The sequence below is a fragment of the Roseibium sediminis genome (genome assembly GCF_008711325.1).
Lineage (GTDB): Bacteria > Pseudomonadota > Alphaproteobacteria > Rhizobiales > Stappiaceae > Roseibium > Roseibium sediminis.
Genome location: NZ_VXDB01000001.1, coordinates 111,377 through 137,545, shown reverse-complemented (window position 1 = coordinate 137,545; position 26,169 = coordinate 111,377). Strand labels below are relative to the sequence as shown.

24 protein-coding genes are annotated in these 26,169 nt (G+C 57.8%); 12 read left to right on the top strand and 12 right to left on the bottom strand.

Annotated elements, in window-relative coordinates:
* Positions 1–2 precede the first annotated feature (2 nt).
* The 7 genes from F0155_RS00580 to F0155_RS00550 all read right to left on the bottom strand — a co-directional run bounded on the left by F0155_RS00580 (position 3) and on the right by F0155_RS00550 (position 7,501).
* On the bottom strand, positions 3–611 hold the full coding sequence (locus tag F0155_RS00580) for a 2-dehydro-3-deoxy-6-phosphogalactonate aldolase (RefSeq protein WP_150522528.1): 609 nt from the start codon (positions 609–611) through the stop codon (positions 3–5).
* Positions 608–1,519 carry a 2-dehydro-3-deoxygalactonokinase gene (locus F0155_RS00575; protein ID WP_150522527.1) on the bottom strand — a complete coding sequence of 304 codons (912 nt, stop codon included), beginning with the start codon at positions 1,517–1,519 and terminating at the stop codon, positions 608–610. The genes F0155_RS00580 and F0155_RS00575 overlap by 4 nt, the downstream gene beginning before the upstream one ends.
* Positions 1,516–2,280, bottom strand: a complete 765-nt coding sequence (locus F0155_RS00570; protein ID WP_150522526.1) for an SDR family NAD(P)-dependent oxidoreductase — start codon at positions 2,278–2,280, stop codon at positions 1,516–1,518. The genes F0155_RS00575 and F0155_RS00570 overlap by 4 nt, the downstream gene beginning before the upstream one ends.
* Before the next feature lie 11 nt (positions 2,281–2,291).
* Complete coding sequence (locus F0155_RS00565) at positions 2,292–4,364, bottom strand: alpha-galactosidase (protein WP_150522525.1); 2,073 nt, start codon at positions 4,362–4,364, stop codon at positions 2,292–2,294.
* Positions 4,361–5,209: a carbohydrate ABC transporter permease gene (locus tag F0155_RS00560; protein ID WP_150522524.1), complete on the bottom strand. Its 849-nt coding sequence runs from the start codon at positions 5,207–5,209 to the stop codon at positions 4,361–4,363. Before F0155_RS00560 ends, F0155_RS00565 begins: the two co-directional genes overlap by 4 nt.
* A gap of 3 nt (positions 5,210–5,212) precedes the next feature.
* A complete protein-coding gene (locus F0155_RS00555) occupies positions 5,213–6,133 on the bottom strand; it encodes a carbohydrate ABC transporter permease (protein WP_150522523.1) in 921 nt (306 codons plus the stop codon).
* Positions 6,134–6,241: 108 nt separating this feature from the next.
* The gene (locus F0155_RS00550) at positions 6,242–7,501 is read right to left on the bottom strand and encodes an ABC transporter substrate-binding protein (protein ID WP_150522522.1); all 1,260 of its coding nucleotides are present in this window, start codon (positions 7,499–7,501) and stop codon (positions 6,242–6,244) included.
* Positions 7,502–7,619: 118 nt separating this feature from the next.
* Between F0155_RS00550 and F0155_RS00545 the strand changes: the two genes are divergently transcribed.
* The 12 genes from F0155_RS00545 (at position 7,620) to F0155_RS00495 (ending at position 20,273) form a co-directional block, all read left to right on the top strand.
* On the top strand, positions 7,620–8,399 hold the full coding sequence (locus F0155_RS00545) for an IclR family transcriptional regulator (RefSeq protein WP_192913724.1): 780 nt from the start codon (positions 7,620–7,622) through the stop codon (positions 8,397–8,399).
* A 16-nt stretch (positions 8,400–8,415) separates the two neighbouring features.
* On the top strand, positions 8,416–9,477 hold the full coding sequence (locus F0155_RS00540; RefSeq protein WP_150522521.1) for an ABC transporter ATP-binding protein: 1,062 nt from the start codon (positions 8,416–8,418) through the stop codon (positions 9,475–9,477).
* Between the two features lie 400 nt (positions 9,478–9,877).
* On the top strand, positions 9,878–11,095 hold the full coding sequence (hemA, locus tag F0155_RS00535; RefSeq protein WP_150522520.1) for a 5-aminolevulinate synthase: 1,218 nt from the start codon (positions 9,878–9,880) through the stop codon (positions 11,093–11,095).
* 344 nt (positions 11,096–11,439) lie between these two features.
* Positions 11,440–12,699 carry a cation:proton antiporter gene (locus tag F0155_RS00530; RefSeq protein WP_150522519.1) on the top strand — a complete coding sequence of 420 codons (1,260 nt, stop codon included), beginning with the start codon at positions 11,440–11,442 and terminating at the stop codon, positions 12,697–12,699.
* A gap of 56 nt (positions 12,700–12,755) precedes the next feature.
* A complete protein-coding gene (locus tag F0155_RS00525; protein WP_150522518.1) occupies positions 12,756–14,366 on the top strand; it encodes a glutamate synthase-related protein in 1,611 nt (536 codons plus the stop codon).
* A 25-nt stretch (positions 14,367–14,391) separates the two neighbouring features.
* Positions 14,392–16,368, top strand: a complete 1,977-nt coding sequence (locus tag F0155_RS00520; RefSeq protein WP_150522517.1) for a thiamine pyrophosphate-binding protein — start codon at positions 14,392–14,394, stop codon at positions 16,366–16,368.
* A gap of 70 nt (positions 16,369–16,438) precedes the next feature.
* The gene (locus tag F0155_RS00515; RefSeq protein WP_150522516.1) at positions 16,439–16,672 is read left to right on the top strand and encodes a hypothetical protein; all 234 of its coding nucleotides are present in this window, start codon (positions 16,439–16,441) and stop codon (positions 16,670–16,672) included.
* Positions 16,669–16,830: a hypothetical protein gene (locus tag F0155_RS23560; RefSeq protein ID WP_192913723.1), complete on the top strand. Its 162-nt coding sequence runs from the start codon at positions 16,669–16,671 to the stop codon at positions 16,828–16,830. Before F0155_RS00515 ends, F0155_RS23560 begins: the two co-directional genes overlap by 4 nt.
* On the top strand, positions 16,827–17,906 hold the full coding sequence (locus tag F0155_RS00510) for a Rieske 2Fe-2S domain-containing protein (protein WP_150522515.1): 1,080 nt from the start codon (positions 16,827–16,829) through the stop codon (positions 17,904–17,906). Before F0155_RS23560 ends, F0155_RS00510 begins: the two co-directional genes overlap by 4 nt.
* A complete protein-coding gene (locus tag F0155_RS00505; RefSeq protein WP_150522514.1) occupies positions 17,903–18,667 on the top strand; it encodes a hypothetical protein in 765 nt (254 codons plus the stop codon). Before F0155_RS00510 ends, F0155_RS00505 begins: the two co-directional genes overlap by 4 nt.
* Positions 18,664–18,906, top strand: coding sequence for a hypothetical protein (locus F0155_RS00500; RefSeq protein ID WP_150522513.1), 243 nt, complete (start codon positions 18,664–18,666; stop codon positions 18,904–18,906). The genes F0155_RS00505 and F0155_RS00500 overlap by 4 nt, the downstream gene beginning before the upstream one ends.
* Positions 18,907–19,013: 107 nt before the next feature.
* Entirely contained in the window at positions 19,014–20,273 is a 1,260-nt protein-coding gene (locus F0155_RS00495; RefSeq protein ID WP_150522512.1) for a glycerate kinase type-2 family protein, read from the top strand.
* On the opposite strand, the gene F0155_RS00490 is transcribed toward F0155_RS00495, so the two are convergent.
* From F0155_RS00490 to F0155_RS00470, 5 genes are all read right to left on the bottom strand, one after another.
* A complete protein-coding gene (locus F0155_RS00490; RefSeq protein WP_150522511.1) occupies positions 20,274–21,590 on the bottom strand; it encodes a TRAP transporter large permease in 1,317 nt (438 codons plus the stop codon).
* 26 nt (positions 21,591–21,616) lie between these two features.
* Positions 21,617–22,120 (bottom strand): TRAP transporter small permease, encoded by a 504-nt coding sequence (locus F0155_RS00485; protein WP_150522510.1) that lies wholly within the window; start codon positions 22,118–22,120, stop codon positions 21,617–21,619.
* Positions 22,121–22,134: 14 nt separating this feature from the next.
* Positions 22,135–23,166: a TRAP transporter substrate-binding protein gene (locus F0155_RS00480; protein ID WP_150522509.1), complete on the bottom strand. Its 1,032-nt coding sequence runs from the start codon at positions 23,164–23,166 to the stop codon at positions 22,135–22,137.
* A 200-nt stretch (positions 23,167–23,366) separates the two neighbouring features.
* The gene (locus F0155_RS00475) at positions 23,367–24,884 is read right to left on the bottom strand and encodes a class I adenylate-forming enzyme family protein (RefSeq protein ID WP_150522508.1); all 1,518 of its coding nucleotides are present in this window, start codon (positions 24,882–24,884) and stop codon (positions 23,367–23,369) included.
* Positions 24,884–26,158 carry an acyl-CoA dehydrogenase family protein gene (locus tag F0155_RS00470; protein ID WP_150522507.1) on the bottom strand — a complete coding sequence of 425 codons (1,275 nt, stop codon included), beginning with the start codon at positions 26,156–26,158 and terminating at the stop codon, positions 24,884–24,886. The genes F0155_RS00475 and F0155_RS00470 overlap by 1 nt, the downstream gene beginning before the upstream one ends.
* Positions 26,159–26,169 lie beyond the last annotated feature (11 nt).

Below are 26,169 nucleotides of genomic sequence, written 5' to 3'. Positions count from 1 at the left end.
TGTCAGTTGGTTGCCGCATCGTAGGCATCAACAATTGCCTTGGCCCGCTCGGCAACGTCGCTCGCCGAATAGCCCGGCTTGTAGAGCGCAGAGCCGATCCCGAAACCGGTGACACCAGCTGCGATCCAGGTTGCAAAATTGTCCGGACTCGCCCCACCGACAGCGTAGGTTTGCGTCTCTTTCGGAAGGACTGCGCGGACGGCTTTCAGACCTTCCGGCCCGATCAGGCTTCCGGGAAAGAATTTCAGGCCGTCTGCTCCCGCCCGCAGCGCCGCAAAACACTCCGTCGGCGTCATGACGCCGGGATAGGACGCCATGCCATGGGACTTGGTTGCCTTGATGACCTCCGGATTGCAGTCCGGGGAGACGATCAGCTGTCCACCTGCATTCTTGACAGCAATCACATCGCCCGGCGTCAGGACAGTTCCAGCGCCGATCTGTGCTTTTACCGCATAGGCCTTTGCCATGGCCTCGATGCTCTTCAGAGGTTCTGGCGAATTGAGCGGCACTTCGATGGTGGTGATGCCGGCGTCCACCAGAACGTCTGCAATGGGCAGTGCTTCCTCGGGTTTGATGCCTCGCAGGATGGCAATGATGTTGCGCTGGGTCATGGAGTGTCCGAATAGGTCTCATAGGCCATTTGCAGGCCGAGAAGGGTTATGGTCCGGGCATCGGCGAGCCGCGCCTTGTGGCCGAGAATCGCGAGTGCGGACTGATAGGCCGCAGAAATTGCGTCATCTCCCAAGATGACGATCTCCCCAGCGCCAAGGCTCTCCAGCATGGCGGTGACTTCCGCGCCAATGAGGAAACCAGACAGGCGGCCACGGGCCTCTGCAGGCGTTTGTCCGGCAATGAGGCTGGCTGCTCGCAGCGAAAAGAGATCGGCCGTCAGATCCTGGGGGTGGGCCGAAATCCGTTGAACGGCGCTCGAAAAGGCAGTCTGGTCAAGGTCTTGCGAGTTGACGGAGTGTTTCAGCACTGACTGCTTGCTGATCAGGGAAAAGAGCTCACCAGTCATGAAGGTTCGGAAGGACTGGACACTCCCTTTTTCCAGAACCGCCCATTTGGTGTGTGTACCGGGCAGGCACAGAACACCTGTAAAACCGGCTTCGGTTTTCAGAAAGCCCGCAATCTGGGTTTCTTCGCCGCGCATGACATCCGGCGGCGTAATCTGCTTGATACCGGGCAAAATGCGAACGTCGAGACGCGGGTCCGTGCCAGCCACCTTGGTCGCATTGGCAATCCCCGGTGGCGGGCAGGGTGTGGCCACATAGGGAGCTTCTGCCCATCCTTGTCTGGCGCCTGCCATGCCGCAAACGATGACGGGAGTCTTGCCCTGATCTGGCAGCAGGTCATGCGTCAATTCAAGAAGGGCAGGTTCGAATTCGGCAACGGCAAGAGTTCCCATTCCCTTGTCGGAGGTGCGATAGGCCAGAACGTCCCCGTCCGCTGCAAGTGCCCAGACCCTGAGGCTGGAGGTTCCCCAGTCAACTGCCAGCCATGTCGCCGCTTGTGTCATCCCGTAACCACTACTCCGCCGTCTACCACCAACGCCTGGCCGGTCATCATGCGGCTTGCATTGGATGCAAGGAACAGAACCGGGCCAGCCATGTCTTCAGGCTGGATTTCCTCCTTCAGGCACTGGCGGTCAATATGGGCAGACAGGGATTCAGGTGTCACCCACATATCCTTTTGCTTCTGGGTCAGGACCCAGCCGGGGGCAAGGGCATTGACGCGGATGCGATCCGGGCCGTGTTCGCGGGCCAAAGAGCGGGTTAGCCCGTTAATGGCCGAATTGGCCGCCGTGTATCCCGGATATCCCGCGTGACCCATCATGTAGGAAATCGACGAGAAGTTGATGATTGAGCCACCGCCTGCGGCTTTCATGCCGGGAATGGCGTGCTGGCAGGCAAAGAAGTATGGCTTCAGATTGATCGCCTGACACCAGTCCCAATAGTCCTCGGTGACTTCCGCTGTGGTGTGTCGCTGGTCGTTCGCCGCGTTGTTGACCAGGACCATGATCGGGCCGTTTGCTTCTGCGGCCTGATCCATCGCGGCTTTCAGCGCCGGAATGTCGGTAATGTCGCACGGAATGAACAGCGGGCGGCTACCATGTTCTCTTTCCATGTCGTCGCAAAATGCAGTCGCGTCGGACCGTTGGACAAAGGCAACTTTTGACCCTTGCGCCAGAAAGGCGCTGGTCAGAGCGGCTCCGATACCCGAACCGCCGCCGGTGATGAAAACGGATGTACCCTTGAGGTCTGGAAATGCTGCCTGCATGGAGGGGTCCTTTAAATCCTTTGTCCTTCCAGCACCCACAAGGTGCCGGGAAATTTCCAGGGCAGGGAGATGCCGTGGCTCATGAAATACTGTCCGGTCGCTTCTATCGGACCTGATTTAAGCGCGGGAGAACCGCGCGACAGGTTCGAAATCTCTGACCTGTTTGCCAAATCTACCCGGTATCGTGCAGCAGGTTCCAGCCCTGACAGGCGCAAAGGGCGCGGAAGGATTTGGGCGGATGTTTGCAAAAGGGCAGCAAAGGCGACAAATCGGCCGCCGGTCTCTTCCCTGTGGAGCTCCGCAATTACCGAAGGGTCGTCGCTGTCGAGCCTCAAGATATCCGCCTGCATGAGCCACTCGCGGTTGGCCTTCCACCAGTCGGTTACGGCCTTGAGGGTAGCGGCTTCGTCCGTGTCCAGTTCTCTCGGGTCCATTTCGAACCCCAAGTGGCGCTGAGCCGCCGTCCAGGCGCGGAAACTCATGGACAGGACGCGTCCTGATGTGTGGCATTTGCGCGGGCCAACATGACTTCCGGTGATGCTGGCTGGCAGAAACAGGGCCGCATCGTGCTGAATGCGCTGACGCTCCAGCGCATCATTGCTGTCGGAAAGCCAGACACGCTGGGTTCGCTCCAAAATGCCGAAGTCGATCCGGCCGCCGCCGGCGGAGCAGCTCTCGATCTCCACATGCGGGAAGCCTTCCCGCAAACGGTCGATCAGCTCATAGGTTCCAACGGTTTGCTCGGCTGCGACCTGTGGCAGGACACGGTTGTGATCCCACTTGATATAGGAAATGACATTGGTTGAAAGCAGTTCGGAAATCCGTTCAAACAGGTGGTCTCGAACCAGGCTATTGGCCATGTCGAGGACCAGTTGCTGGCGACCGCGGATCTGCGTCAGCGATCCCAGAACCCAGTCGGGATGCTGGCGGTAGAGGTCGCTGTCCTCGTTGATCATTTCCGGTTCGAACCAGAGCCCGAACTCCAATCCGAGGCCTTTGACATGGTCGATGAGCGGGGCGAGGCCGTCCGGATATTTGCGCTCATCAATCCACCAGTCGCCAAGACTGGTCGTGTCGTCGTCCCGTCGTCCAAACCAGCCGTCATCCAGCACGAACCGTTCTGCGCCAAGATCGGCGGCTCGCGTCGCAATGTCTTTCAGCTCATCGAGCTTGTGATCGAAATAGACCGCTTCCCAGCAATTGTAGTGAACCGGTCGCTCCGGTCTGGAAAAGGTCACCGATTTGCGCAGGTGCCTTTGAAAGGAGACGGCTGACCCGTTCAGGCCTTCGGCGGAGTAACTTGCATAAAGAGGCGCTGTTTCGAAGCGGGTTTCTATCGCGTAACCGGCTGTGGCGTGACCAAACTGGACCTGCCTTCGACCATCGGCCAATTCCTCGGCAACCATCTTGTGACCGCCTGACCAGCCATAGTGGAAGGCGTAGACCTCTCCGGCCGTGTTACTTGTTCCTTTCGCGGTAGCCAAAAACGCCGGGAAATGGGCATGGTCCGTTCGCCCCGTCCGGTTGTCGCGTACTCGGGCTCCCGGCAGAAACTCGCTCTCCCGGATCTGGAATTCGGAACACCAGCGGCCGGAGAATTCGAGCAATCGGGATGCACTGGCCGGTGTCTGCAATACCGGCGCCGCGAGCCAGTCGACGGTGATCGGGTCACGGCTTTCCAGCACGGTTTTCAACTTGTAAAGCGAGGTCTGGTCGTCAAGGGACAACAGGATGGTCAGCTTGAGCCCGCAGCTGTCGTCACCAAAGACCAGGTTCAACGTGCTGTCTGTCTTGTCTGCCTCCTGAAACCGGAACTCGGGGCAAAGCGGGGCGCCTGAAGCCGTGCGGCCCACCAGTCCGATTTGTCCGGGGAAGTTCCGGGAGGCTTCCGGGCAGAGGGAAATCTCCGGATTGCGATCCAGCATGCCGCCTGTCACGTCGAACTCGCCAAGCCGCGCGATTGCCTCGATATCTTCTCCTGCAGGCAATGCAGCGCCCCAGTAGACAGCGGCGGGCAGCCGGTCGTCCTGAGAGGCGAGGACAAGACTTTGTCTGGCATCACCAAGATGCCACGCCTTGATCATTTGACGGCTCCCAGAGTGAGGCCTGCGATGAAGTGCTTTTGCATCAGGAAGAACATGGCAACCGGCGGCAAGGCCGCCACGATCGAGCCAGCGCTCATCAGGTGATAGGCAGCGCGGTATTGCGCATTGAAGGAAGTGATGCCTGCCGTGACAGGCTGGCTTTCAACGCCCTGTGTCAGCACCACGGCCCAGAAATAATCATTCCAGATGAAGGTGAAGATCAGGACCGAGAGCGCGGCTATGGCCGGTTTCATCAGCGGCAGGACCACATACCAGAAGATCCGCCATTCCGAGATGCCTTCCACGCGTGCAGCCTCAACCAGTTCAAATGGCAGTGCGCGAATGAAATTGCGCATGAACAGGGTGCAAAAGCCTGTCTGGAAGGCGATGTGGAACAGAACCAGTCCGGTTATTGTGTTGTAGAGCCCCATGCTCAACGTCAGCTCGCGCACGGGAACCATAAGGATCTGGAAGGGCACGAAATTGCCCGCCACGAACATGAAGAAGATCCAGATATTCGAGCGAAACTTATAGATGCCAAGGGCAAAGCCGGTCATGGACGACAGTGCCACGGCGCCCAGAACTGTGGGCGCCGTGATGAACACGGAGTTCAGCAGATACCGGGGCATGTCGGACCCGGTGAAGACCAGCGCGTAATTGGTGAAGCCCTCGAAGGAAGAGGGTAGACCCCAGTAGTTGGCATTAGTGAAGTCGGCAGCTGGCTTGACGGAGAAAACGGCCACGCCAATGAGTGGCAAAAGCCAGAGGATCAGCGCCAACGGCAGGAAGGCCTGATACGAGACTTGCCAGGCTCGGGACGTGCGTTCGATCGGTGTCGGAAACATGGATCAGCGTCCCTTTTCTTCACGGTACATCGACCACAGGAAGTAGGCGATGAACATCAGCATGATCAGGAAGAGAACCACGGCAATGGCCGCGCCGTAGCCCATGCGGAAGCCGTATTCGGACAGGGCAACCTCGAACATGTAAAAGCTGAGCACGCGGCTGGCGCCGAAGGGGCCACCGTTGGTCATGATGGATATCAGGTCGAAGGACCGAAGAGCACCGATGATCGTCACCACAAAGGCGATGAACGTGGCGGGACGCAGTTGCGGCAGGATGATGTACCACAGCATCTTCCATCCCTTTGCCCCGTCCAGCCGTCCGGCCTCGATCTGCTCCGGATCAACTGCATTGAGACCCGTGAGATACAGGATCATGCAATAGGCAGTCTGGGGCCAGAGGCCGGCAAAGATGATGCCGAAGGTGACGTAGTTTTCGTCCCCCAGAACATTGATCGGATCCATGCCGAGCGAGCCGAGGAGGATGTTCAACAGACCGAATGTCGGGTCATAGAACCAGGTAAAGACCAACCCGACAACGACCTGGCTGATGACAAAAGGGAAAAAGAAAAGCGATTTGTATAGCCGGATTCCCGTAACGGTCTGGTTCAGGAACAGAGCGATGAAAAGACCTGCGGGAATGGCAGCCAGATAAAGGACAAGCCAGATCAGGTTGTTCTTCAGGGATGTGTAAAAGGCCTCATCCCAATAGAGATCTTCGTAGTTGTAGAGCCCGATGAATTTCTTCGCGCCCAGACCGTCCCAATCGTAAAATGAGATGTTGAAGGACTGGAAGATCGGAAAGATCACATAAACTAGGAAGAACAGGACGCCGGGTGCCAGAAACAGCCAGGGTGAGAGTGCCTGCTGGTTCCTGTGCCACCAACTGTCGCCCTTTTCTGCGGCGCGGGAAGTCCCATCGGCCATCTCGTTCTCCTGCGCAAGGAATTGACAATGGGCGCTCTCGTCAACCGGATCGCCCGAAACAGAAGGGCAGGGCAGCGAACTGCCCTGCAAGTTTGTGGGTAAACCGGCTTATTGGTAGATGCGGCCGCGCGCGCGTTCCAGACGCTGGAGGATGTTGTCCAGATTGTCCGGCTTCACCATGAACTCCTGCAGACCTTCCATGGCGACCTTGGCCATTTCTGCTGGTGCGTCGCGGTCAAAGAACTGTGCTACGCCGCCCGGAGAGTTGGACGAGAGCATTGCAAAGCCTTGTTCAAGGAACTTGTCCTTGTCGACAGAGGACTTGGCGTTGACCGGCAGCTGGCCGAGGTTCTTGCCGTCGTTGATCCAGGTCTGGACATCGGCGGACACGACATAGCGCAGGAATTCGCGCGCAGCTTCCTTGTTCTTGGCATTCGCCGGAATGTGGAACGTGTCTGTCGGAGCGTCTTCTGCCATTGCCACATTCGGGTTGATTGCCGGGAACTGATAGAAGTCGAGCTGATCGTCAGACAGGCCGGCTTCACGCAGCGGAGCGACAGCGAAGTTACCCATCAGGTAAGCGGCTGCATCACCCTTGACCATGAAGGGAAGGGCTTCCTGCCAGCTGTAAGCCGTGTGGTTGTCGATGAAGCCGCCCATGTCGATCAGATCGCGCCAGTTCTTGAACGTGGCACGAACTTCGTCGCTCTCCCAGGATGCCTTGCCGGTCAGCAGCTGCATGTGGAAGTCGAAGCCGTTGGTGCGCATGTTGAGGTAGTCAAACCAGCCACCAGCGGTCCATAGATACTTGGTGCCAATCGTGTAGCACTTCTTGCCTGCATCAATGAGCTTGTGGCAGTTCGCCTTTTCCTCGTCAAAGGTCTTCGGCTCGGACAAGCCGAGTTCGTCGAAGATGTCTTTGCGGTAGTAAACGCCCCACTGATAGTAGGTGTAGGGTACGCCCCACTGCTTGCCGTCAATGGTCAGGGCACCCTTCGTCGAGGCAAGGTTTTCGGCAATGGCCGGTTCCTGCCAGAGGTCGGAGACATCTTCAAAGAGGCCTGCCTCAACATAGGGGCGCATGCGGTTTGCTGCGTACCATGTGGCCACATCTGGAGCATCTGCGGTGAGGAAGTTGCGGATCTGGGTCTTGTAGGCTTCGCGGTCGATGATGGTCGTTTCAATCTTCAGGTCCGGGTGGAGCTGCTGGAAGTCCGCGATCATCTTTTCCATCGTTGCCCGCGGCGCAGGGTTGGATGTGTCTAGAGAGATTTTCAGTTCGCCGCTGAGTCCGCCAGCCAAAGCCGTGCCTGCCAGCAGTGCCGTCAATCCAATTGCGGCAGTTGCAGTCTTCAGTATGGAACGCATTGTATCCTCCCAGAGGTTCCATTATGTGAAACTAAGTTTTGTATATTGATACTCTGCGTTCGGCGCGCTAGGTTGTCAAGAACTTCCGCTTGGGAAGAGTGGGCGAGGGGAGGCGCGCATGGAACACTGGATTGCTGGCGACGGTACGGTCGGCAAGGCGTTTGCCGTACTCGACAGGGTAGCTGCTTTCGGGCGGCCGGTTCGCTTCGGCGAATTGCTGGATGGAAGCCCGTTCCCGAAAGCGACGCTATATCGACTTATCCAAAATCTCGTGAGCATCGGCGCTCTGTCGTATGACGATGAGCGCCAGACCTATGGCGTCGGTCTGCGCCTTGTTGGTCTTGCGCATTCGGCATGGAAGCAAAGTTCCCTAGCGCCGATCGCGAGACCCGCAGTGGACGCGCTTTCGGCTCTGAGTGGGGAAACCGTGCATCTTGCCCAGCTTGACGGCGGTCAGGTGCTATATGTCGACAAGCGTAACGCTTCTCAGCCAATCGAGATGTTCTCGCAGGCAGGCAAGGTGGGACCGGCCTATTGCACCGGGGTTGGAAAGGCGATGCTTGCCTTTCTGGATGAGGGCCGACTGGAAGGGGCTCTCAGAAAGCAGGCCTTTTTCCGCTATACGCCCAACACGCTCACGAGCGTGAACGCCTTGCGAGCTGAGTTGAAGGTGATCCGGTCGGAGGGTGTCTCCTACGACAGGGAAGAGCATGAGCCCGGCATCATCTGCATTGCTGCTCCAATCCTGTCCCGCCAAAAAAGGCCACTGGGTGCCCTCTCCGTCACGACATCCCTTCAGCGGCATATCCTGGAGGATCTGGAAGCTTATCGTCAGCCCCTTCTGAGTGCTGCCGCCAACATCGCCGAGGCTGCGGAAGCCTGGCAATTCCCAGCTTGAAGAACGAGGAAACAGCATGTCCGGTGTAAACCTGTCCAAGGCGATCAAGAAATATGGCGATATCCAGGTCATCCACGGCGTTGATCTGAATATTCGTGACGGCGAGTTCTGCGTTTTTGTCGGGCCGTCCGGCTGTGGCAAGTCAACCTTGCTCAGGATGATCGCGGGTCTTGAGGAGACCAGCGACGGAAAGATTGAAATCGGTGACCGGGATGTGACGTCGCTTGATCCGGCAAAGCGGGGCGTTGCCATGGTCTTTCAGACCTATGCCCTTTATCCGCACATGACAGTGGAAGAGAATATGGGCTTCGGCCTGAAAATGAATGGTCATCCGAAGGAGGAAATCAGGCAGAAAGTGGCCGAGGCCAGCCGCATTCTGAAGCTGGATGACTACCTCAAGCGCAAGCCCAAGGCACTGTCCGGCGGTCAGCGGCAGCGTGTAGCCATAGGTCGTGCCATCGTGCGCGGGCCGGAAGTCTTTCTCTTCGACGAGCCGCTTTCCAACCTTGATGCAGAACTGCGCGTCGACATGCGTGTCGAAATTGCCCGTTTGCACAAGGAAATCGGGGCCACGATGATCTATGTGACCCATGATCAGGTGGAGGCGATGACACTCGCAGACAAGATCGTTGTCCTGCGTGCTGGCCGGATCGAGCAGGTCGGGTCACCCATGGAGCTTTACTCTGATCCTGCCAACCGGTTTGTGGCCGGTTTCATCGGGTCGCCAAGCATGAATTTTCTGGAAGGGACGGTTCAGGGCGGATCGGTATCTGTTCCTGCCCTTGATGGGGCAAGATTGGAGACAGAAGTGTCTTTGCCAGCAGATGGAGCCCGTGTTCTGGTGGGGGTGCGGCCTCAGTATCTGGAACTCAAACCGGCGGCGTCGGGAGCGAGGATCGATCTGTCGGAACAGCTTGGCAATGTGGCGTATGACTATGTCGTCTGCCCGTCCGGTGAGCGCATTATTGTTGAAACCAAAGGTGAGGACGTGTTGCCATCGGGGTCCTTCGTTGATGTGAGTGTCACGCCGGGCAAGGCATTTTTCTTTGATGCCGAGACAGAAGTCCGTCTGAAATAAACACCTTAAAACGCATTCTTTGGGCGCAATGCGGCGATATTTCGCATCATGCGCCTGCTCTCGCATTTGGTGTATTTTTGAGCCTTGCGCGGATGCGGGTCGGCCTTTGTTATTGAAAACGCCAATCAAATCAATTGACTGCCAAAGGTTACATTGAAGGCGCGGCCGTGCAAAAAATGCGATCGGGTTTGATCTAGATCGAAACTCACATAGGGAATTTACTATACGTTTGGTCGCGTCTGCTTTAATTGCGCGCTGAAAACTGGTATTGGCTACCTTAGAAAGCGTCTAATTCGGCAGGATGCGAATTTGCCGGGTTGGCCTGAGGGGCATGGCTCGACGCGGTGGCCAGATGACATAGTCCGGGGTTTTCCGGGGCGGAGAGGAAAAGGACGATCCGATGGATCTTAATGCCTATTTTGAAGAACGCTTGTCGCAGCTTCACGAAAACGGCAACTATCGGGTATTTGCAGATCTGGAACGTCATTCAGGGAGTTTCCCAAGGGCGACCCGTTATCGGGAAGACGGATCAACGCAAGACGTAACGGTCTGGTGTTCAAACGACTACCTCGGCATGGGGCAGCACGAAAAGGTCGTCGGGGCCATGCGCTCCGTTCTCGACAAGTGCGGCGCCGGAGCAGGTGGCACCCGGAACATTTCCGGCACCAACCATTATCACGTGCTTCTGGAAAACGAACTGGCTGATCTTCATGCCAAGGAAGCGGCCCTGATCTTCACGTCAGGGTATGTTTCCAACTGGGCTGCGCTGGGCACATTGGCCTCGCAGGTTCCGGGGATGATCGTCTATTCGGATTCCCTCAACCACGCTTCCATGATTGAAGGCATTCGGCATTCTCGTTGCCAGAAGCGCATCTTCAAGCACAATGATGTGGCCGATCTTGAGCGTCTCATGGCTGCCGATGATCCGAATGCGCCGAAAATGGTTGCCTTCGAGAGCGTCTATTCCATGGATGGTGACATCGCGCCGATCAAGGAAATCTGCGACGTCGCCGACAGGTATAATGCCATCACCTACCTCGATGAGGTTCACGCGGTGGGCATGTACGGCCCGCGCGGTGGTGGTGTTGCCGAACGCGAAGGCTTGATGGATCGGGTGACGATCATTGAAGGCACTCTCGGCAAGGCCTTTGGTGTCATGGGCGGCTACATTACCGGCACGAAGAACGTCGTTGATTTCGTGCGTTCCTTTGCCAGTGGTTTCATCTTCACGACAGCTCTTCCGCCTGCATTGGCGGCCGGCGCTGCAGCTTCCATTCGTCATCTGAAGGAAAGCAGCGCAGAACGTGCAGCCCATCAGGCTGCGGTGGCCAAGGTTCGGGCTGCGCTCGACAAGCGGTCCATTCCGCACATGGTCAACCCGAGCCACATCGTGCCGGTGATGGTGGGCGACGCCAAGAAGTGCAAGTGGATCTCCGACATCCTGCTCGACAACTATGGCATCTATGTCCAGCCGATCAATTATCCGACGGTTCCCGTCGGGACCGAGCGTTTGCGCTTCACGCCGACACCCCTCCACACGGACGAGGATATTCGCAACCTGGCCGAAGCCCTGTGTGATTTGTGGTCCCAGTGCGCTCTTGCGCGGGCTGTCGCGTAACTTCGCCATTGCATTGTTATTGTTCTGGAAACGCCCGACCTTGTCGGGCGTTTTTCATTTTTGGACTCGTCGCAAGACCATGCCCTTCCTGTCTCGATGATCGGCTCTCACAAGTTTGTGAACACGGGGAGAAAAGGGGGCTATTTCAATCACAGAGGCAGGGAATGCATGGGCGAACGGACAGGTTGCTGGTTTCCGTCCATCGAATAGGGGTAGGTCTTACTACGAATTTTACCTAGGGTATGATGATTTTCCGTTTGCCTCATCCTATTGTTCGATGACGCGGTTGAATGAACACCCACACTTCACGCAGCTGAACATCCGGGAAAGGAGTTGCAGCAGACATGACGATGGGTCTGTTATTTCTGGCGATTTTCACGGTCAGCTACACGCTGGTTGCCAAGAAACTGTCCGCTACGATTATTACTGCTCCCATGCTGTTTCTGGGCTTTGGCGTTCTTATCGCATCGACGGAACTGATGCCTGCGCATGAAGCAAAGGAGCTGCTACATGTCGTCGCTGAGCTGGCCCTCATAATCCTGCTCTTTCTCGATGCGGCGCAAATCGATCTGAGGGCTCTCAAGACCCACTATGCGTGGCCCATGCGGATGTTGCTGATCGGCCTGCCGCTCTCGATCCTGTTCGGTACATTGTTTTTCTGGCCGTTCTTGTCAGGGCAACTCTCGCTGGTTGCCATCGCCTTGCTTGCGGCCATCCTCGCGCCAACCGATGCCGCACTGGGTCAGGCCGTTGTCACCAACACCGCTGTTCCTGAAAGGGTACGCCGTGGCCTTACGGTTGAGAGTGGTCTGAATGATGGCTTGGCCCTTCCGGCCATTCTCCTCTTTGCCAGTCTTGCGGCTGAGGCAATGGAGAAAGACGGTCAGAACTGGTTGCTTTTCGGAGCGCTACAGATCCTTCTTGGGCCGCTTGTCGGCGCCTTTTGCGGCCATGTTGGCGGATTGATGTTTCTTGCGGCAAAGCGCCGGAAAATGACATCCCAACATATCGAAGGGATTGGCGCGATTGCGTTGGCCTGCGCCGCCTATCTGCTTGCTGGCGAAGTCGGTGGAAACGGATTTATCGCAGCCTTTGTGGCCGGGCTTTTCTTCGGCAATACGGTCAAGGGCGAGTGTCCGTTCATCTATGAGTTTACCGAAGACGAAGGGCAGATGCTGACCTGGGGAGCCTTTTTCCTCATCGGCCTCGCCCTTGTGCCGGAAGCAGTTCAACATCTTGATTTGCAAACGCTTGGTCTCATTCTGCTCAGCCTTTTCGTTGTTCGTCCTCTGGCGATCTGGATATCGCTGAGCGGGTCGGAAGCTCTGCCGCAAACGCGCCTGTTTTTCGGCTGGTTCGGGCCGCGGGGACTCGCGACTGCGCTGTTTGCCTTGCTGATCGTTGAGCGGATTGATCCGGACCTTGGCGAGACAATCCTGAACTTTGCAATCAACACGGTCTGGATCAGCGCGATCCTGCACGGGGTCAGCGCTGTGCCGGCTGCCCGCTGGTATGCGGGTGTTATCGCCGGAAGACGCGATCCGGCGGAAGCTGCCGACATGCCTGCCATGCGGCCAGAACAAAAACTGGGCGGCCCGTCCTGACCGAGAGACAACTGGTGGGCCGGGGCCAGAGAATTCCGGCGAGAGGGAGAATATGAATGACGCCAACCAGTGTAGCTAAACTGAGCTCCTTGCCTGACCGAAAGCCGCAATATGCGCTGGTGGGTGAGGTAGATCTCGTCGTCGTGCGTTTTGATGAAGAAGTCTCGGTTTTCTATGGAAGGTGTCTCCACCGCGGCGCTTTGATGTCGGATGGCTTTGTTAGCGGCAACAATCTGATTTGCGGCGTTCATTACTGGGATTATCGGATGGACACCGGTGTCTCGGAATACAACAATGAGGAAGTTCTTCCGAAGTTCCGCTCATGGGTTGAGGGCGATGATATTCTTGTCGATGCGGACGAGATTGCTGCATGGGCCGCCGATCACCCGCAGCCTTTCAACCGGGATGCCTATCTTGGTCTTTATGCCGACACGAGCCACGGCACTGAAGAAGAGCCACATAATGCCCTGATCCAGCGGTATGCCCGCGAAGGTCTGTCCAAGACCGGGCATCATGGCGTCGTGGATGCAATGGGGGTGCCGCGCGCCCAGCTCCCTGATTGGGACGACATCCAGATCCTGACGGCCCAGCTGCACAAGATGCCGCTGCTGGATAATGAGGCTGTCGGCACGGATATCGTTATCGGACCAAGAGCCAAGAAGCCGCTTAGGCTGGAGATCCCGCTCTTTGTTTCGGACATGAGCTATGGGGCCCTGTCGGAACCTGCCAAGATCGCGCTTGCGCGCGGTGCGGAACTGGCAGGAACCGGTATCTGCTCCGGCGAGGGTGGCATGCTGCCGGAAGAGCAGGCGGCAAATTCCCGCTATTTCTATGAACTTGCGTCCGGGCGTTTCGGCTTTGAGATGGAAAAGCTGAAGAAGGTTCAGGCTTTTCATTTCAAGGGTGGTCAGGGTGCCAAGACAGGGACCGGCGGCCACCTTCCCGGTAACAAGGTGAAAGGCAAGATCGCCGAGGTTCGCGGCCTAAAGGAAGGTGAGGCAGCTATCTCCCCCTCCCGTTTCCCCGACTGGACCGAAATTTCGCAGATCAAGGAATTTGCGGCAAAGGTCCGCGAGGAAACCGGCGGTATTCCGGTTGGCTACAAACTGTCTGCCCAGCACGTGGAAAAAGACATCGACGCGGCTTTGGAAGTGGGGATCGACTATATCATTCTGGATGGCCGTGGCGGGGGAACGGGGGCAGCTCCGATCCTCTTTCGTAACAACATTTCGGTCCCTACCATCCCGGCCCTCGCTCGGGCGCGCCGTCATCTGGATGCATCGGGTAGTGGGGACATAACACTGGTGATTACGGGCGGCCTGCGCAAACCGGCGGACTTCATCAAGGCCCTCGCGCTTGGCGCAGATGCTGTCGCGCTTTCAAACTCTGCCATGCAGGCGATTGGCTGTATCGCCATGCGCGCCTGCCACACGAACAATTGCCCGGTCGGTATTGCGTCGCAGAAACCGCATCTGGTCAACCGGCTGGTGATTGAGAAATCTGCACGCCAGCTGACCAACTTCTTCGAGGCATCCGTCGAGTTGATGCAGGTGATGGCGCGTGCGTGCGGCCATCGGCACCTGTCGGAATTCTGCGTCGATGACCTGACTACGTGGAAAAAAGAAATGGCCGAGTTGTCCGGCGTCGCCTTCGGCGGCATGGCGTAATCGGACCGGAGACAGGGAGAGAAAGATGACGACTGAAAACCTCGACTGGATCCGCGTTGGCCATGTTGACGGTCTGCCGGAAGGCCGCGTCAAGACCGTGACGGCGAACACAACTTCCATCTGCCTGTCGCATTTCGACGGTCAATGGGCTGCCATGGACAACAAGTGCCCGCATCAGGGTGGACCGCTCGGTGAGGGCTCCATTGAAAAGGGAGAAGGCGGTAAATGCTGGATCCGCTGCCCGTGGCATGGCTGGGACTTTGATCCGCTGACCGGCGCACCTCCGGGCGGACATGAGGATACGGGTCAGAAAATCTATCCGCTGAAGATCGAAGATGGCGAAATCTTCGTGGGACTGGGCGCGGAGCCGGAAAGAGAGCGGACCGTTACCGATGTCATGGCGGAAACCATGGTCAATTGGGGCGTCAAACGCGTCTTCGGCATGGTTGGCCACTCCAATCTCGGACTGGCCGAAGCCCTGCGCGGGCAGACCTTGAAGGGCAAGCTTGGATATGTCGGTATTCGCCATGAAGGTGCTGCGGCTTTTGCCGCATCTGCCTATGGCAAGTTGACCGGCAAACCGGCTGCTTGTCTTGCCATTGCCGGACCGGGCGCCACAAACCTGATAACCGGCCTGTGGGATGCAAAGGTGGATCGGGCTCCCGTTCTGGCATTGACCGGGCAGGTGCAGACGCAGGTTTTTGGTCCCGGAGCCTTTCAGGATATCGACCTGAAATCTGCCTTTGATGCAGTTTCGCGGTTTTCGCAGCCGGTCTTGTCCTCTTCGAACCACAGTGAGCTGATGTCGCTGGCCCTGAAAAACGCGATCATTGAACGCGATGTGGCGCATCTGATTTTCCCCGATGATGTGCAAACGCTGCCAAGTGATGCGCCGGCCAAGGGGCCGCAGGGACGCATGGGCGGGCGGGTTGTTGCCCCGTCCTCAGACGATCTCGGCAAGGCTGCCGAGATGATCAATGCCGCCAAGCGCCCGATCATCGTACTTGGCTATGGGGCTGTTGAAGCGCGCGACAAGGTTATTGCTTTGGCCGAAAAATTGGGCGCGCCGGTTCTCACCACCTTCAAGGGCAAGGGCCTGATCGCCGATACCCATCCGAATGCGGCAGGTGTTCTGGGCCGATCGGGAACACCAATTGCCAGCTGGTTCATGAACGAAAGCGATCTGATCCTGTCGCTTGGCTCGTCCTTTGCCAATCACACCGGGATCGACCGCTCCAAGACGATCATTCAGGTTGATTTCGACCCGATGCAGCTTGGCAAGTTCCATCCCGTGGCCTTGCCGATTTGGGGCGAGATCGGTGCCTTTTGCGATGCAATCGAGAGCACTGTGTCGAAAGCAGCCGGTGCCGCAGACCAGATCGGCGAGCTTGTCGACCGCTGGAGGATCTGGCGGGCTGAAAAGGAAACCCGGCTTGCCGAAACGCGCGGCAAGGGCGTTCATTCCGCAGCGGTCTTCAAGGCCTTGACGGAGCTCGCACCGTCGGATGCTATCATTCCGGTGGATGTCGGCAACAACACCTATTCGTTCGGGCGATATTTCGAGCCGGACGGGCAGCGCATCCTGATGTCGGGATATCTGGGCTCAATCGGCTTTGGTCTTCCAGCAGCCATCGGCGCCTGGTGCGCCACGCAGGACTTTGCGGAGTATGCTGGCCGCAAGGTGATCTCGATTTCCGGCGACGGCGGTTTCGGCCAATATGCGATGGAGTTCACCACTGCGGTCAAATACCGGATGAACATCACCCATATCCTTCTCAACAACAGCCAGCTTGGCAAGATTTCGAAGGAACAGCGAGCGGGCGAGTGGCCGGTATGGGAGACGGATCTCGTCAATCCGTCCTTTTCGGCCTTCGCGCGGCTGTGCGGGGGACATGGAACGCGGGTGACCGAGGCGGATCAGTTGCGGGATGCCATTTCCCAGGCACTGGCTGTTGATGGCCCGTCCCTTGTCGAGATTATCACGGACCCGGAGCTTGTCTGATTTTTGCCAATCGTCCTAACGTAGGGGCGATTTGGCCTATCTCTTGACCAGATGAACGGATAGGGGCGGCATGTCTGCAGCAACAGTCTTGATCGACGGTATAACCTTTTATCTCTATTTGGGAGGCGCGGTAGCTGCCGTCTTCCTCCTTTTCGGGATCGACCGTGTTGACCCGTCGTCGCATGGAAGCTTCGCGTTTCGGCCCTTGCTGATACCGGGCATCTGCCTCCTGTGGCCTCTTGTTCTGTACCGCTGGTCACAGCTGGAAAAACAGCGACGTGAAGAGGGAGGGGGAACACAATGAAGCGCCCTCATCGCAGTACGCATGCCCGAATCTGGTCGATCCTGGGATGGGCCTTGCCTCTGGCCCTTTTGGCTCTGCTGGCGCTGAAACAGACGCCGCCCAATGACCGGCCAGCGGTTCTCCTCAAGGCTCCAGAAGCACAGGGGAGCAGTCAGTGAGCGTCAAATACAATCCGGTCATCTGGAACCGAAACAAATATATCTATGATGCCGCGCTTCTGATCGGTGTCGGCCTTTATCTTTACATCTACCTGCGTTTCGCACCTGCTTTTCAGGATGTCACCAGACCGTTGGACGGGCCGATCCTGCGCATGCGGGCGTTCGGAAGCTGCGCGTTCTTGATGTTGACGGTGATCTTGTGCATCGGGCCCTTGGCACGGCTGGACCGGCGGTTCCTTCCGGTCCTCTATAATCGCCGTCACTTCGGGGTTTTGACGGCGGCAGTTGCAGCAGTTCATGCAAATTACGTGCTTGGCTGGTACTTCAATTTCAGCTCGATTGATCCCTATGTCGCGCTTTTGCAAAGCAATACCAGTTACACGCAGATCCTCGGGTTTCCGTTTGAAAGCCTTGGCATTCTGGCACTGATCATCCTCTTTGTGCTGGCTGCGACAAGTCATGACTTCTGGCTGAGTTTCCTCGGTCCGCCGCTCTGGAAAGGGCTGCACATGATGATCTATCTCGCTTATGCCAGCGTCGTTCTGCATGTCGCGTTGGGAGCGTTGCAGGGTCGTGATGATGCACTGATGACCGGCCTCGTCGTTCTCAGCGTCCTTGCCGTCAGCAGCCTGCATTTTGTGGCTGGCAGGCGTGAGGCTGCGGCAGATGCGTGTTCACTGGTGCCGGATGTGGACGTTGCAGCGACAGTTGCTGAAGACGGCTGGATCGTCGTTGGCGAGGTTGACGAAATAGCCAATAACCGCGCCAAGGTCGTTTCCGTTCCTGGTCATGATCGAGTGGCCGTCTGGCGCTACAAGGGCAAGCTATCGGCGCTGAGCAATGCCTGCCAGCATCAAAATGGACCGCTGGGGGAAGGCCGGATCAAGGGCGGTTTGGTGACCTGTCCGTGGCATGGATATCAGTATCGCCCCGAGGACGGTCAGTCTCCAGCGCCATTTACGGAGCGTATATCCACCTACCGGCTGAAACTCGTCGGTCAGACGATCCTTCTGGATCCAAAGCCGTTTCCTCCCGGTACCCATGTTGATCCCGTCATCATTGGAGAAACGGCATGACCGATAAATCCGGAGCTGCGGACGAGCCGTTTTTCGTCGGCTACATCTCCAAGGTGCCCAAGCCGCTCGCGACGTTCCTGCTGGTCTTCATGGTGTGCTTTGCCCTGGGAATGGGACTTGCCGCCTTTGCACTTTCCTCCGGCCAGCCAGATCCGGGTGATGCGGCTATCCGATGGGGTCAAAGGTTCGAGCAATCAGGGATGCTGGAACTTCGGCCTTACCCGGTCTTTCGTGTTGCCGGTGAAAACGGCGAGGCGGGTAGAACGTATATGCTTTCCGGGCAGGGCAAGCGTGGCGTTTTTCCGCAGGCGGAAGCGAACAGTGGGAAGCTTGTAACCTTGCGCGGAGTGCCGGTTCAACGTGGCGATCTGACTATGATACAGGTTGGACGCGTGCAAGCCCAAAACGATGCGGTGAACCTGCCATCCTTGTCCGAACCTGTCTCCCTTGGCCGTTGGCGGCTGACCGGGGAAATCTGTGATGGCAAATGCTATTTTGGGGCCATGAGACCGGGCCGGGGCCTTGCGCACAAGGCGTGCGCGGAATTCTGTCTGACAGGTGGTGTTCCTCCGGTATTTGTCAGCTCCGGCGAGGTTGAAGGGCGAAACTTCTTCCTGCTGACCAACAAGGATGGCGGACTGCTTGGAGACGAGCTGGATCGGTATCTTGCCCTTTTCATCGAGGTTGAGGGGGACGTTGAAAGACTGGACGATTTGCTGGTCTTCAAGGTTGATCTGGAGAGTGCGAGGATCCTGAGATGAGCGGCAAGTCTTCAGACAAAGCAGTCACGGTTCTGGTGACGGTGGTGCTCAGTACGGTTCTCATTGCCGCCAGTTATCTTGTCTTTACAGGTGCAAACGGTCTTGCTCAAATGAAGGCAGGAAATACTATCCTGACGGATATCCGGTTCATTCTTGGCTTGCTGGCGGTCTATCTGTTCCTGAGCTTTGCGGATCGGATCATCGGTTTTGTGCAATCAAAGCTGGGAGACGGACAATAGGATGCCGTGTCAGGCGTACGGCAGCAGGGTCTGCCTGCCTTGACAGATTGCCCGCCCTGCAACAGCTTGCACCGACTTTCCGGTAAGCCAGTTGCGGGACCATTGCCTTGACCACCGATCCTTCCAAGTTCCTCACATCCCTGTTCGATCGTGCGGTTGAAGTCGCCGATCCGATGCGAAGCCTCGCAGCCTATTTGCCGGAAAAGCCGGAGGGGCGTGTTGTTGTCATTGGCGCAGGCAAGGCGTCTGCACGGATGGCAGAAGCGGTCGAGGCGGCATGGGGACCGTGCGAAGGGTTCGTGATCACGCGCTATGGCTATGGTCGCCCCTGCGAAGGCATAGAAATTGTTGAAGCGGCTCACCCCGTCCCGGATGCTGCCGGTGTGGCGGCTACGAACAGGCTTCTTGATCTGTTGGCGGGGGTTGGACCCGATGACACTGTCATTGCGCTGATATCCGGTGGGGCATCAGCGCTGCTGCTTGCCCCGGCAGGCGAAATTACCTTGGTGGAAAAGCAGGCGGTCAACGCCGCACTTCTGTCGTCCGGTGCGCCGATCAGCCAGATGAATGTCGTCCGCAAACATCTGAGCCGCGTGAAAGGCGGTCAGCTGGCGGCAGCCGCCTATCCGGCGAAAATGTTGTCATTCCTGATCTCCGACATTCCGGGAGACGATCCTGCGCTGATCGGTTCGGGCCCGACGGTTGGAGATCATTCCACCGTGGAAGATGCCAAGGCAATTCTGGCCCGCTGGAACATGGATGTTCCGCAATCGGTTCATGCTGCACTGGAAGCTGGAAGCGGCGTTCTCGCGCCCGATGCCGAAAGGGCGTCGCGGGTGACAAACACGATTTTTGCCGCACCTTCCCAGTCGCTTGAGGCCGCTGCCGAGCTGGCCCGTGCATCTGGAGTTCGCGTTGAAATGCTCGGGGATGCGCTGGAGGGGGAAGCTCGTGAGGTCGCCGCAGACCATGCTGTACTTGCCAAGGAGCGAAAGGCGGCAATGATGGCGGGCGATGCGCCCTTGGTACTCCTGTCAGGAGGCGAACTGACGGTGACACGGCGCGGCGACGGGATCGGCGGACCGAATGCGGAATATGCGCTTGCTCTGGCACTTGCGTTGGGCGGTGAAACCGGCATTCACGCAATTGCCTGCGATACCGACGGAGTGGACGGCGCTGCGGAAGTGGCCGGGGCCGTCATTGGTCCGGACACGTTGCAGAAGGCGAAAGCCGCAGGTGTTGATGCTGCAGATGCGCTTGCCTGTAACGACGCGCATACATTCTTTGGAAAGATCGGCACGCAGGTGGTTCCCGGGCCGACCCTTACGAATGTGAATGATTTTCGCGCGATCCTTATTGAGGCCTGATCAGCTTCCCATCAGGGTTGGCAACAAGGTCGAGATCCACGGAATGGCGACGAGCAGGGCCAGCCGTACAATGTCTGCGATCCAGAAGGGGGTGACCCCCTTGAAGATCGTGGACGTTGAAACATCCGGCATGACGCCGCGAAGGACGAAAACGTTGAGGCCGACCGGCGGGGTTATCAGACTGATTTCGGTGACGACAACTACGATGATGCCGAACCAGATCAGGACCATTTCCGGAGCAACGCCCGGGAACACCAGTTCCGAGATCATCGGATAGAAAACCGGCACGGTGAGCAGGATCATCGACAGGCTTTCCAGAATACAGCCCAGCACCAGATAAACAGCGATCACGAACATCAGCACCATGAACGGTGACAGGTTTGCGTGGCGCACCCAGTCGGTCAGCAGGGTTGGCAGGTCGGCGATGTTGATGAAGTTTGAGAACATCAGCGCGCCGATCAGGACCGAGAAGATCATCGCTGTCGTGCGAACGCTCTGCGAGAGGATTTCCAGCAGGCTGTCCCATGTCAGCTTGCCGCGCGCGAGCGTGAAGAGGAAGGCTCCGCCAGCGCCAATGCCTGCCGCTTCGGTCGGTGTGAAAACGCCGCCATAAATACCGCCCATGACAACGATGAACAGGACAAGGACACCCCATACGCCGCGAAGGGCGATCATGCGTTCTTTCCAGTTCAGTCGCTCACCGGGAGGGCCCGCTTCCGGGTTCAGCCATGTTGTCGCGCTGACGGCAGCGAGATAGAGCAAGATGCCGAGGATGCCCGGCAGAACTCCGGCCATGAACAGGAGGCCGATATTCTGCTCCGTCATGATGCCATAGAGCACGAGGATCACGCTTGGCGGGATGAGGATGCCGAGTGTTCCGCCGGCGGCAATGGAGCCAGCGGCAAGGCTGTCTGAATAGCCGAACTTCCGCATGGAGGGCATGGAAACACGGGCCATGGTGGCAGCTGTTGCCAGACTGGAGCCGCAAACCGCACTAAAGCCACCGCAGGCAACGACGGTTGCCATGGCGAGCCCACCGCGCCGATGGCCGAGAAAGGCGTTGGCTGCCGAATAGAGCTCGTTGGAAAGCCCTGCCTTGGTGACGAAGTTGCCCATCAGGATGAAGAGCGGGACGACGGACAACGTGTAGGCGAGACCCGTTTCATAGGTCACTGTCGCAATCATGGACATGGCAGCATGCCAGTTGACCATGTAGGCAAAACCGAAGGTGCCAACGAGACCCATTGCAAAGGCAATCGGCACGCGCAGCAGGATCAGGGCAAGCAGTACGGCAAAGCCAACCAGGGATTCCAGCACGGCAGGTCCTTTGTTGTTTTAAACGGTCACAGGGCGGATGAGTGAGTGGTGCGGCCCTTGAGCGCGCTGACCGCGAGGTAGATCAGCGCAACACCGCTGACCGCCGTCGAGAGGCTCATGAAGTAGGTCACAGGCGCAATCGGGATGAGCAGAACTGCCGTCTGGTCCCCATAGCCGGCCTGTTCCGCGGCCTTGATCCAGAGCCGGTAGCTGAGGAAGCCCAGCATGATGGCGCAGAGCAGGTGGATCAGACTGTCTCGCACCTGCCGCAGCATCTTCGGCAAAGAGAAATCCAGAAGATCGACCGACACATGTTCACCAGCTGCCGTAACCAGTGGCAGTCCGGCGAAGATCAGCGCGGCCATCATCAACTCGGTGATTTCAAACGCACCGGGAAGCGGGGAATTGAAGATGTATCGTCCCCAGACATCGACGAATGTCAGCAGCATCATTGCGAACAATAAAACCGCCGCCCCGACCTGCAGGACTTGGGACGCCCTGCGGACGCCCCAATGAGTGGTGTTAGACACTGTAAATGGCCCGATTAGTTGGAGCTTGCCTTGGCGATTTCGGCGCGAAGGTCAACCATCACGGCTGCGCCGTCGAGACCCTGCTCCTTGACCGCGTCAACCCAGGCTGCTTCCACGGCTGCGGTCTTGTCCTTGATCTCCGCGACAAGGTCATCTGAAGCGGTGATGAGGGCGATGCCGCTCTCGGTCATGGCTGCATTTCCGGCAGCGTCCGCATCGTCCCAGCCCTTGCCTGCGATTTTGGCAAAGTGTTCGCCGGAAACGCTCATGATGGCAGCCTGATCCTCGGCCGACAGCTTGTCGAAGGAGGCCGGGTTCATGACAAGGAAGAAGCTGGTGTTATAGAGACCGCCCGGAACGAGGGTTCCGTGCTTCACAAGGCCGGTCAGCTTGAAGGACTTGATGGATTCCTGCGGGAAGAACACACCGTCGGCAACGCCTGCAGACATCAGCTCATAGGATTCGGGAGCCGGCTTCAGCAGAGCCGTGGCACCGATCGACTTTGCAACGTCGTTGACGACCCCGCCACCAACGCGGATCTTGAGGCCATCGAGATCGGCCAGTTTCTCAATCGGGCGAACCGAATTGAAGATGTGCCCGGGACCGTGGGTGAAGAGGCCAAGCAGCTTGACGCCCTTATGCTCGTCGAACTGGGCAAGGTGCTTTTCGTGAATGCGCCAATAGGCAACGGATGTCGCGGTGGCGTTGTCGCCGAGAAGCGGCATTTCGACGGCCTTGGTCATGACAAAGCGGCCCGGCTGATAGCCGTGAACACCATAAGACACGTCTGCCAGACCGTCCTTTGCGATGTCGAAATGTGCAGGCGGCTTGCCCAACGGCTTCGGAAGGATCTTCACCTTTACATTGCCGCCTGTCGCCTTTTCGACTTCCTCGGTCCACGGCACGATCATGTTTGCCACGATCGGATGCGACGGCGGCAGCCAGGACGACAAGGTCAATGTGGTTTCGGCAGATGCGGCACCGCCAATGAATGCGGATGCGGCGATAAGTGCGCCAACGCTGGCGTTCAGGAACGTCTTGATCACGGTCTCTCCTCCCAGCCGCCGGAAGTCCTGCATGGCGGCAATGCATCGTGTCTTGCCTGCCCGGGTTGTCCGGTTTCAGGCGGCTTCTTCGTCGCTTTCAGGCCCCTCCTGCCTGAAAATGCTGACGAAGCTATTTCTTCATTCCCCAAAATTTATACATAGACCGACTGGTCAGTCAATATATTTTGACGGGGCGGCACTTAGTCCTTTGGACCGTTGCGAATGAGCTCCCGCACCGCGAATTTCTGGACCTTGCCCATTGCATTTGTCGGCAATCGATCGAGAAAGACAACATCTTTTGGATGCTTGAACCGCGCCAGACGGTCATTGAAGTGGTTCAGGATGTCCTCTCTGGTGAAGGTTGCTTCTATGTCCGGAACGACCACGGCAACCGGAACCTGTCCCCAAATGGGATCATCGCGTCCAACCACTGCTGCCTGACGGATGCCGGGCATGTCTGACAGAACGAGTTCCAGTTCCGCAGGATAGATGTTTTCTCCACCTGAAATGATCACATCTTTCTTGCGATCATTGACATGGAAGAAGCCGTTTTCGTCAACATACCCAACGTCTCCGGTAGAAAGCCATCCATCCTTGAGGCACTGGGCCGAGCCCTCCGGGTTTTGCCAGTACCCCATCATGATGTTGCGACCACTGACCAGAATCTCCCCGGACTGGTTGGGACCGAGGTCCTCTCCGTGATCATTTATCACCTTCGCCCGGCAGTGTAGTCCAGGTTTACCTGTTGACCCCACATGGGTCATGGCATCAGCGCTTTTGAGATAGATGGTGATCGGGCAGGTTTCGGTTGATCCGTAGACCTGGAGAACCGGAACGCCCCGCTCATGAAAGGCTTCTATCAGGGGGATTGGCACAACGGATGAGCCTGTGGCCACCGCGCGAAGGCTGGCGAGATCGGTTGTGGTCCAGTGCGGATCGGAAAGCAGCGCAGAGATCGTGGCTGGCACCAGAACGACCAGTGTTGGTCGTGTCTCCTGAAATGCTGAAAGGGTCGCTGGAGGGCTAAAGCGGCGGTGCAGGTCAACTGTTGCTCCGCAAAAAAGCGCCGGCGTGGTCTGGATGTTCAACCCGCCGACATGAAACATCGGCAGGACCGTGAGGATACGGTCATCGGCGGACATGTCATGCATGTGAAGACTGTTGAGGGCGTTCCAGTAGATCGCTCCCTGAGAGAGGACAGCGCCTTTCGGGTGCCCCGTTGTGCCGGATGTATAGACCAGCAGGAGCGGTGTATTTTCCCAATTGTCTTCACTGTCGTCCGAAAAATCCCCATCTTCCGGTCTTGCCGGATCTGCAAGGGTTCCATCGTCTGCACTTACAAAGCGGCAGGTTTCAAGCGCTTCGCCAAGAGCGTTGGCGCCCTGCTGAAAGTCTTCCTCGTAGACGCAAAGTCTCGGGCTGGCATCTTCCAGAATATACTGGTGTTCAGGCACGGCCAGCCGCCAGTTCAGCGGCAGAAAAATGGCTCCCAGCCGGGCGCAGGCAAAAAACAGGATCAGGAACTGGGGACTGTTCAGCCCCAGATAGGCGACCCGATCTCCCCGCTTGATTGAAAAATGTGCGTTCAAACTGGCAGCGCAGATATCGATCCGTTCGGCCAGTTCGGCGTAGCTGATTCTTTCGCCTTCGAAGATGATCGCAGGCTTATCAGGCGCGGTGGCTGCGTGCTCGTCGATCCAGCGGGAGACGGGGCGCATCAATCGTCGCTTTCACCGCGTTCATAAAGCGCTTCCCGCCCGATCCGGTCGACACAGAGTTCAGCTGTCCATGGCAGCATAAGGGACCCGCAGCGGCTGTCGCGATACAGTCGTTCAAGGGGCAGGGACTTCAGCATCGACTGCCCGCCGCAGGTCCTGATGGCCAGCTGGCACAACTCGTTGGCGTTTTCCATGACAGTGTGTTGGGCTGCCCAGGCGCGAAGCATCTGGTCCTTTGTCGGGTTGGGACCAGCCTCGCTGATAACCTGAAACCAGAGGGCCTTGGTCTGTTCCAGCATGATCCGCATATCGGCAACAGCGTGCTGTTTGGTCGGATACATGCGGCGCTTGACCGGCGGGGTTCCCGGCACTTCGCCGCGCAGATATTTGACTGTGAAATCATAGGCGGCTTGCGCAATGCCCATATAGGTCGGCGACAGGGTCAGGAACATGTGCGGCCATGTGGTTGCCGCTTCGTAATAGACGCCCTTGGGCATCAGGGCGGCATTATCGGGAACAAAGACATCCTTGAAGAGGAGGTTACGGGAGACGGTTCCCCGCATTCCGAGCGGGTCCCAGTCACCGAACACTTCGACGCCTTCCGCATTGGCGGGAACAGCGACATACATCGTGTCGCGACGGCTTAGGTTTTCCTTCTTTTCGGTGCAAAGCACGCCGTAATAGTCGGCGGAACCGGAAAGCGAAGCAAAGATCTTCTTTCCGTTGATCAGCCAGCCGCCATCAACACGGGTGGCGAGTGTGCCAAAGGGCTGGGTGCCCGCTGCTGCGGCGCCACCTTCGGAGAAGGGCTGGGCATAAATTGCGCCATCCCTCACGATCCGCTCATAGTGAACAGCGCGGCGTTTCTCGTGCTCGGCCCGCGTGGCTGCATCCATGGAGAGGTCATCAGCCAGAGGTCCGGTCCAGAGGCAGGAGCAGACATGCATATTCCACGTCAGCGATGTTGTGCCGCAAAACCGGCCCATCTCTGCTGCCGTCAGCATATAGGTCATGTAATCCGCACCTGCGCCGCCATTTTCTTCCGGAACGCAGATGGCCAGAAGGCCGTTCTTGTGCATGTCCTTGTAGTTTTGCATCGGAAAGATCGCTTCCCGGTCCCACTTGTCCGCGCGTTCGGCCAAGGTCGTGCTGCCAAACCGGCGGGCAAGAGCAGTCAGCTCGGCCTGCTTGTCAGTCAGCCGGAAGGCTTTTGGATCGAAAATCGGCGCGATGCCCGTTTCGGGCGCTGGATCGTGGCTTTCGGCAAGGGACATGCTCGTCTCCC

Excerpts from the sequence above, each read along its gene's own strand:
- F0155_RS00580 (WP_150522528.1), bottom strand. The coding sequence starts at position 611 with ATGACCCAGCGCAACATCATTGCCATCCTGCGAGGCATCAAACCCGAG.
- F0155_RS00575 (WP_150522527.1), bottom strand. The coding sequence starts at position 1,519 with ATGACACAAGCGGCGACATGGCTGGCAGTTGACTGGGGAACCTCCAGC.
- F0155_RS00570 (WP_150522526.1), bottom strand. The coding sequence starts at position 2,280 with ATGCAGGCAGCATTTCCAGACCTCAAGGGTACATCCGTTTTCATCACC.
- F0155_RS00565 (WP_150522525.1), bottom strand. The coding sequence starts at position 4,364 with ATGATCAAGGCGTGGCATCTTGGTGATGCCAGACAAAGTCTTGTCCTC.
- F0155_RS00560 (WP_150522524.1), bottom strand. The coding sequence starts at position 5,209 with ATGTTTCCGACACCGATCGAACGCACGTCCCGAGCCTGGCAAGTCTCG.
- F0155_RS00555 (WP_150522523.1), bottom strand. The coding sequence starts at position 6,133 with ATGGCCGATGGGACTTCCCGCGCCGCAGAAAAGGGCGACAGTTGGTGG.
- F0155_RS00550 (WP_150522522.1), bottom strand. The coding sequence starts at position 7,501 with ATGCGTTCCATACTGAAGACTGCAACTGCCGCAATTGGATTGACGGCA.
- F0155_RS00545 (WP_192913724.1), top strand. The coding sequence starts at position 7,620 with ATGGAACACTGGATTGCTGGCGACGGTACGGTCGGCAAGGCGTTTGCC.
- F0155_RS00540 (WP_150522521.1), top strand. The coding sequence starts at position 8,416 with ATGTCCGGTGTAAACCTGTCCAAGGCGATCAAGAAATATGGCGATATC.
- hemA (WP_150522520.1), top strand. The coding sequence starts at position 9,878 with ATGGATCTTAATGCCTATTTTGAAGAACGCTTGTCGCAGCTTCACGAA.
- F0155_RS00530 (WP_150522519.1), top strand. The coding sequence starts at position 11,440 with ATGACGATGGGTCTGTTATTTCTGGCGATTTTCACGGTCAGCTACACG.
- F0155_RS00525 (WP_150522518.1), top strand. The coding sequence starts at position 12,756 with ATGACGCCAACCAGTGTAGCTAAACTGAGCTCCTTGCCTGACCGAAAG.
- F0155_RS00520 (WP_150522517.1), top strand. The coding sequence starts at position 14,392 with ATGACGACTGAAAACCTCGACTGGATCCGCGTTGGCCATGTTGACGGT.
- F0155_RS00515 (WP_150522516.1), top strand. The coding sequence starts at position 16,439 with ATGTCTGCAGCAACAGTCTTGATCGACGGTATAACCTTTTATCTCTAT.
- F0155_RS23560 (WP_192913723.1), top strand. The coding sequence starts at position 16,669 with ATGAAGCGCCCTCATCGCAGTACGCATGCCCGAATCTGGTCGATCCTG.
- F0155_RS00505 (WP_150522514.1), top strand. The coding sequence starts at position 17,903 with ATGACCGATAAATCCGGAGCTGCGGACGAGCCGTTTTTCGTCGGCTAC.
- F0155_RS00500 (WP_150522513.1), top strand. The coding sequence starts at position 18,664 with ATGAGCGGCAAGTCTTCAGACAAAGCAGTCACGGTTCTGGTGACGGTG.
- F0155_RS00475 (WP_150522508.1), bottom strand. The coding sequence starts at position 24,884 with ATGCGCCCCGTCTCCCGCTGGATCGACGAGCACGCAGCCACCGCGCCT.
- F0155_RS00470 (WP_150522507.1), bottom strand. The coding sequence starts at position 26,158 with ATGTCCCTTGCCGAAAGCCACGATCCAGCGCCCGAAACGGGCATCGCG.